Source organism: Paraburkholderia solitsugae (genome assembly GCF_013177695.1).
Lineage (GTDB): Bacteria > Pseudomonadota > Gammaproteobacteria > Burkholderiales > Burkholderiaceae > Paraburkholderia > Paraburkholderia solitsugae.
This window is the reverse complement of the sequence record NZ_WOEY01000171.1, coordinates 1-5,592: the sequence shown is the minus strand read 5'-3', so window position 1 is coordinate 5,592 and position 5,592 is coordinate 1. Positions and strand designations below refer to the sequence as shown.

The 5,592-nt window shown below is 60.9% G+C and carries 7 protein-coding genes and 1 pseudogene; 2 read left to right on the top strand and 6 right to left on the bottom strand.

What is annotated here, in order from left to right; translation table 11 throughout:
* The 3 genes from GNZ12_RS41720 to GNZ12_RS41710 all read right to left on the bottom strand — a co-directional run.
* A partial coding sequence (locus GNZ12_RS41720) for a lysylphosphatidylglycerol synthase domain-containing protein (RefSeq protein ID WP_172318528.1) occupies window positions 1-639 on the bottom strand: 639 nt, incomplete at its 3' end.
* Complete coding sequence (locus GNZ12_RS41715; RefSeq protein ID WP_172318526.1) at window positions 636-1,472, bottom strand: HalD/BesD family halogenase; 837 nt, start codon at window positions 1,470-1,472, stop codon at window positions 636-638. The genes GNZ12_RS41720 and GNZ12_RS41715, both read right to left, overlap by 4 nt.
* Window positions 1,469-2,167 carry a CDP-alcohol phosphatidyltransferase family protein gene (locus GNZ12_RS41710; protein ID WP_172318524.1) on the bottom strand — a complete coding sequence of 233 codons (699 nt, stop codon included), beginning with the start codon at window positions 2,165-2,167 and terminating at the stop codon, window positions 1,469-1,471. The genes GNZ12_RS41715 and GNZ12_RS41710 overlap by 4 nt, the downstream gene beginning before the upstream one ends.
* A 240-nt stretch (window positions 2,168-2,407) precedes the next feature.
* Between GNZ12_RS41710 and GNZ12_RS41705 the strand changes: the two genes are divergently transcribed.
* Entirely contained in the window at window positions 2,408-2,842 is a 435-nt protein-coding gene (locus tag GNZ12_RS41705) for a hypothetical protein (RefSeq protein WP_172318522.1), read from the top strand.
* 238 nt (window positions 2,843-3,080) lie between these two features.
* Here GNZ12_RS41705 and GNZ12_RS41700 read toward each other — a convergent pair whose 3' ends face one another.
* The 3 genes and pseudogenes from GNZ12_RS41700 to GNZ12_RS41690 form a co-directional block, all read right to left on the bottom strand.
* Complete coding sequence (locus GNZ12_RS41700; RefSeq protein WP_172318520.1) at window positions 3,081-3,317, bottom strand: hypothetical protein; 237 nt, start codon at window positions 3,315-3,317, stop codon at window positions 3,081-3,083.
* A 24-nt stretch (window positions 3,318-3,341) separates the two neighbouring features.
* A pseudogene (locus GNZ12_RS41695) lies at window positions 3,342-3,548 on the bottom strand (alkaline phosphatase); the annotation flags it as partial.
* Window positions 3,549-3,602: 54 nt separating this feature from the next.
* Entirely contained in the window at window positions 3,603-4,175 is a 573-nt protein-coding gene (locus tag GNZ12_RS41690) for a hypothetical protein (protein WP_172318518.1), read from the bottom strand.
* Between the two features lie 626 nt (window positions 4,176-4,801).
* On the opposite strand from GNZ12_RS41690, the gene GNZ12_RS41685 reads away from it, so the two are divergent.
* Window positions 4,802-5,592: porin (locus GNZ12_RS41685; protein ID WP_172318516.1), on the top strand; the 791-nt coding region annotated here is incomplete at its 3' end.

Below are 5,592 nucleotides of genomic sequence, written 5' to 3'. Positions count from 1 at the left end.
CGCCTGCACGGCGGCGTCGACAGCTTCGGCGCGCGTCATCAGCGACGACCAGTCGCGCTGGCCGAACACCTTCGAGACCACACCGAGCAGACGGCCGAACAGGCCGCGCCGTTGCGCGTAATAGAAACCCACGATCAGCGCGGCCAGCACGCCGGTGGCAATGAGCGTGGCGGTTCGCAGATCGTGAAACGCGCCGTGCGCGGCGTAAGCGCCGAACAGCAGCAGCCCGAGCAGCGCGAAGACGATTTGTGCGAGCGCCTGCGCCGTGGTGCTGACGGTGATGGCGGCGGCCGCGTCGCGCATGCGCATGCCGCGCTGGGACAGTTGCCGCACCATCACTACGGGGCCACCGATCTGGCCGGCCGGCAACAGGCTATTCACCGATTCGCCGATCCAGCGTGCGAACAATGCATCGCGCAACGTGACGTCGTGATGCACGCCGTCGTGCCGGCGCTGGAACAGCGCCGAGATCGCGCCGGCGTCGAGCACCAGCGGCACGAGGTGAAACGCCGCGACGAGCACGAGCCCCCGGCCTGCCGCGGCCAGCGTCGAGGTAACGGAGCCGAACCCCTGCCACGCGAGCAGGCCGACAAAAAGCGCCGTCCCGATCGACAGCAGAATCAGGGCCGCGCGTGTCATGCGTGGTCCTTGCCGCGCTTCGTCATCTGACGGAAAACCTGGCGGAAACCGAAGTACGCGATCGCGTCCTTCATGTTCGAGATGAAACGGCGCCACGGCCGCATGTTCGGGTCGGTGACGTATTCGAAAGTCAGCGACACGCGCATTTCGTTTGCGCCGGCCGGGGTGATGCGATGACGCAGCTTGTCGCCGTCGAAGAACACCAGACCGCCCGGCGGAATCTGCACCGAGCCCGGCTGGTCCGGCACGTCCGGATTGCGGGTATGCAATTCGTAATCGAGCCGGCACGACGATTCGTCGATCACGCCGAGCAGCAACGTGTAGCGGCGGCCGTCATAGTACGAAGTATCGTAGTGCCAGCCGATGTGGTCGCCGGCACGCGTGTAGTAGTACAGCGCATACGCATGCGGGTCGTCGGCGGGCGACACCTGCAGCTTGTCGCCGCTCAGTTGCTCGAGCCAGCCGATCAGTTCCTTCGAGCGATACAGCTCGGCGATGAACGGTGCGAGGCGGTCGATCGTATGGCGGCTTACGCTGCCACCCTGCTTGTGACCGGGCAGATAGTTGCGGTTCACTTCATCGAGGAGGTCCCGCGCGCTCTGAACGAGCTGGGCGGTGACTTCGGGCGCGAGGAAGTCTTCCAGATACAGGAACGCGTCCTGATCGGCGAAATCTTTGGACAGACGCCGTGTGTCGAACGTGCGCGTGCGGCTCGCCACCGCGCGATCGGCATTCGGTGCAGGCGCGGGCGCGGCCGCCGTGGCCGACAAAGAAGCCGGCGAACGTTCAACTGAGACTGGTGCGATCACGTCGTCTTCGGCGTGCGTACTCATTTACTGGCCCACATTTGACTGGTTTCAGACGACGCCTTGGCGGGGGCGACCGCCGGGCGTGCGGCGCGGCGCGCGGCGCGCCAGTAGTCGACCACCACCCAGGCGGCAAAGAGCGGCGCGCCGATCGACGCGACCACGACGAACGGCATGACGATGCTCGTCAGCGTGACAATGGGGAGCAGGTACAGCACGTCTTCGGTTTCGAAACCACCAACCGATGCCTGCTTCGTGCCGGCCTTGCCCGCCATCTCCTCGATGCGCATGCGCAGGAAGAAAATTAGCGCGACCGCCACACCCGCCACGGCGCCCAGCCAGCCGGGCGAAACTTTCAATGAGCCGACATGCGTCATGCCGACACCCATGCCGACGAACAACATGACAGTCACAAGCGCGTCACACGCGAGATCGTAAAAATGACCGATTCGGCTGGACTTTCCACCGATACGCGCAAGTTCGCCGTCTGTGTGGTCGACAAAGTTCGACAGCACGATCAGAAAGGCGCCCGAGTTGGTCCAGGCAAAGCCACCGTGGGCGAGGCACAGCGCGCCGGCGACCCCAATCAGCAGGCGCAGCGTGGTCAGATGGTTCGGCGTGACCCAAGTGTTGACGAGCGGGGTGACCAGGCGGCGGGCAAGCCTCGCATCCCAAGTTCTGGGGGCCGGAACGTTAATTACAATTGATTGTCGCGAATTCATAACCCGGAAATATATACGGGATCGTAAAAACTTGCTTCGTTCCTTAACGTTTTCTTAAGGACAATCCGTTACCGTTGCCTGCCGGGCACAGGGCAAGATTTGCCGAATCACGTTAAAGTGCGAACCCAGTTGCGTCTGTCACGCCTGATCACTTCGATGCGCAACGTCTTTCGGGTTGCGACACCTGGCCGCCGCCCGTTGCGAACTCACTACATCGAACGCAGGTCGCCATTCACGTATATGAAACGCTTCTTTTCGTCTGTCCTCCTTGCGCTGGCCGCCGCCGCGCTGCCGCTCACCAGCTACGCCGCGGCGCTCGATGCGCCGCTGCTCTGCAATGAGAGCGGCCATCAGTTCATCGCCGATCTCGCCCAGCAGCAGATGATCGATCCCAAGCCGACGCGCGTCGAAAGCAATTCGATCAATGCATTTTCGCCGGCGCAGGGCGCCGACCTGAACGCATTCGGCTTTCACGTTTTCGCGGTGGTCGGCTACGAAAAGGACGATCCGATGTTTCGCGTCGGTGACGGTGAACCGGTGGCCCGCTCGGCCTATGGCGTCGTGGTGTTCGGCGGCGAATCCAAGGTCCAGAACGCGCTCGCCGAGGCCGGCAGCACGGCAATCGTGCATCGGGTAGCGCCGCTCGTGACGGCGATTTTCTGCAAGCGGAGTTGAGACGGCGGGTTGCGCCGCGAAGCCGGCGGGGAATGGCCGATTGGGAGATAGGGGGCCGGCGTTTTACACGCTATAATTCACGCAGATGGATTTTTCGGGGCCCGCAAGGGCGTCTATCTGCCTCCTGGTCAACCAGGATCCAGCCGCTGGTTACGTCGGTTCATACCGATCAAGCGCACCCGCGAAGTTATGAGGCCCCCATGTGGGGCCTCACCTTTTTCTGGCGTGCGGTATTCAGTTAAAAGTGGCTGAGATTCGGATCGCGAATCGGCTCGCCTCCCAGTATTTTTGCCGCCATCACGCGAAACCGCACAATGCTCCGCCGGTTGCGCGGGATTCCCGCCCTTGCCTTGCTGGTGTCGCGTACGTACGCGCTCTCGATCACAAGCCGCAACGCACTCGCTCCCGCCCGCCGCAGGCGAAAAAACACTTCATATTCGACCGGCTCGCCGCGATGCGTGATGTCTTCGATCACGAGCCAGTTCGAATGGCCTGTGCCCTACAGCTTGATTCCTGCCGGGTCTGCCGCCAGATAGCCTACCGTCGCGCCGAAGCGATCCTTATAGTTGGCCCGCACGAACGGATCGAGCGTCGATTGGACCTTTTCGTGCAACGGACTTTCCCAATCGCCGACGTGCTGGAAATTGCTCATCACGTAAGTCCAGCCGTTGATTTCGTCGACCGCGTGCAAACCTGTCGACTCGGCCGCGGGCGCGGCCTTGTCCACCGGCACCCAGTCGCTGTTGATCGCGCAGCCGATCTAGCCCGGACGGCGGAATTCGTTTTCGACCCATGCAGCAGCGCTCACCTTGCTCAGCTTGAAGTTCGGCGCGACCTGTACTTGCGCGAGCTGTTCGCCGAAGGTGTCGAGCGCGGTCAGCAGCGCGTACGGTTCGTCTTCGTCAGGGACGATATCGAGGGTGATGTCGAGTTCGTCATTGCCATCCGCGCTGGCCACGCGTACTTCTTTATGCAACTGGGCGCGCAGTTGCTGCTCATGGCGGCGCAGCACTTCAGATGCGGTTTTCACCAGCGTGTTGAACGCCGACGTGTCGAGCGGCTTGGGATCTTTTTTGTTGCGGCCCATTGTCCACGGGCCGACGAGCGCCGGTTCCGCTTCGCCGTCCTTGATCATTTCGACAGCCCAGCCTTCATCGTCTTCGTTCTTGATGACGCGCGCGGTCCAGCCGTCGTCGCGCCACAGACGTGCTTCGTGCTGGGTTTCGGGCTGCACTTCTTCCAGGTGCTCGAGCGGGGTTTCGTGGATTTCGGACGCGCCTTCCGTCGTGGGGATAGCAGTGGTGTCGGACGATGGAAGGGGTGTATCGGTCATTGCAGGTTTACTCACGTTCGCGGGGCGGAAACACATCTCAAGCCTGCGATTCTACCCGTCCCGCACACGCCGAATGCGCCCCTCTGACGAACGGACAAGCCGCGGCACGCTCCTCGCCAATCGAAATAGTGCATTTCGTTATGTACGGGAACTTATTAATCCATTATAAAAGTTTCAAAAAAACGCGGCCCGGGAGCCGCGTATAAAAAGATGAAAAAGACACCCCTGGTCAAGGGGTGAGGTGAATTGTAGAACCGTAATTAGCCGAGATAGCGCATACGAATTGGAAGAGTGCATTGCAGAAACCGGAATGAATCGAAGTTCGCGCGACGACGCGCTCAAATCCTTACCAGATATGACACAGCGGAATCGTCGCGGTCGAGCAACACCCACAATCTGACAAATAGTTACAGCACCATCGCATACAAAGATTTTTTCTTTATTTACTCGCACTTACACAATTACAAGTCAGTCATTGCGAATTAGAAAAATCATTGTTGTGCCATACACGCTTAAAGATATTAATAGCAGGAATACACTGCGCAGCGGATCGTCAGGCAGCCGGCGGAATCGGCTGCAAGCACTGGAAGGCGATTCTCTACGCACTGTCCCGGAGTTATCTAAACATGAAAAAAACCCTCATCGCTGCAGGTCTCATGGGCGCGTTCGCCATCACCGCTCACGCACAAAGCAGCGTCACGTTGTACGGCACGCTGGACGCCGGTCTCGTCTACTCGAACAACCAGGGCGGCCACAGCAACTGGCAACAAGGCAGCGGTTCGGTGTCGAACACCTACTTCGGCCTGCGCGGCAGCGAAGACCTCGGTGGCGGTCTGCACGCCATCTTCACGTTGGAAAACGGCTTTAACCTGAACAACGGCCAGGACACGGAAAGCAGCACGATGTTCAATCGTCAGGCTTTCGTCGGTCTGAAGAGCGATCAGTACGGTGCGCTGACGCTCGGCCGTCAATACGACTCCGTGGTCGATTACCTCGCGCCGCTGTCCGAAGCGGGCGCGGGCTACGGCAATAACCTCGCCGCTCACCCGTTCGATAACGACAATCTGGACAACTCGTTCTCGATCAAGAACGCCGTGAAGTACACAAGCGCGAACTACGCCGGCCTTAAATTCGGCGGCTTGTACGGCTTCAGCAATTCGGCTGGTCAGTTCTCGAACAACCGCGCATGGAGCGCCGGCGCTTCGTACGACAACGGCCCGCTGAGCGTGGCCGCCGCTTACCTGCAACTGAACAACTCGGGTAGCTCGAACCTGGGCGGCGCCGTCTCGCAAGGCGACGGCACCGCGGCTGTCGCGGCGAACCTGCAACGCACATTCGGGGCGGGCATCAACTACACGTACGGCCCGGCAACGGCCGGCTTCGTGTACACGCATACGCAACTGGACGGCATCACGGG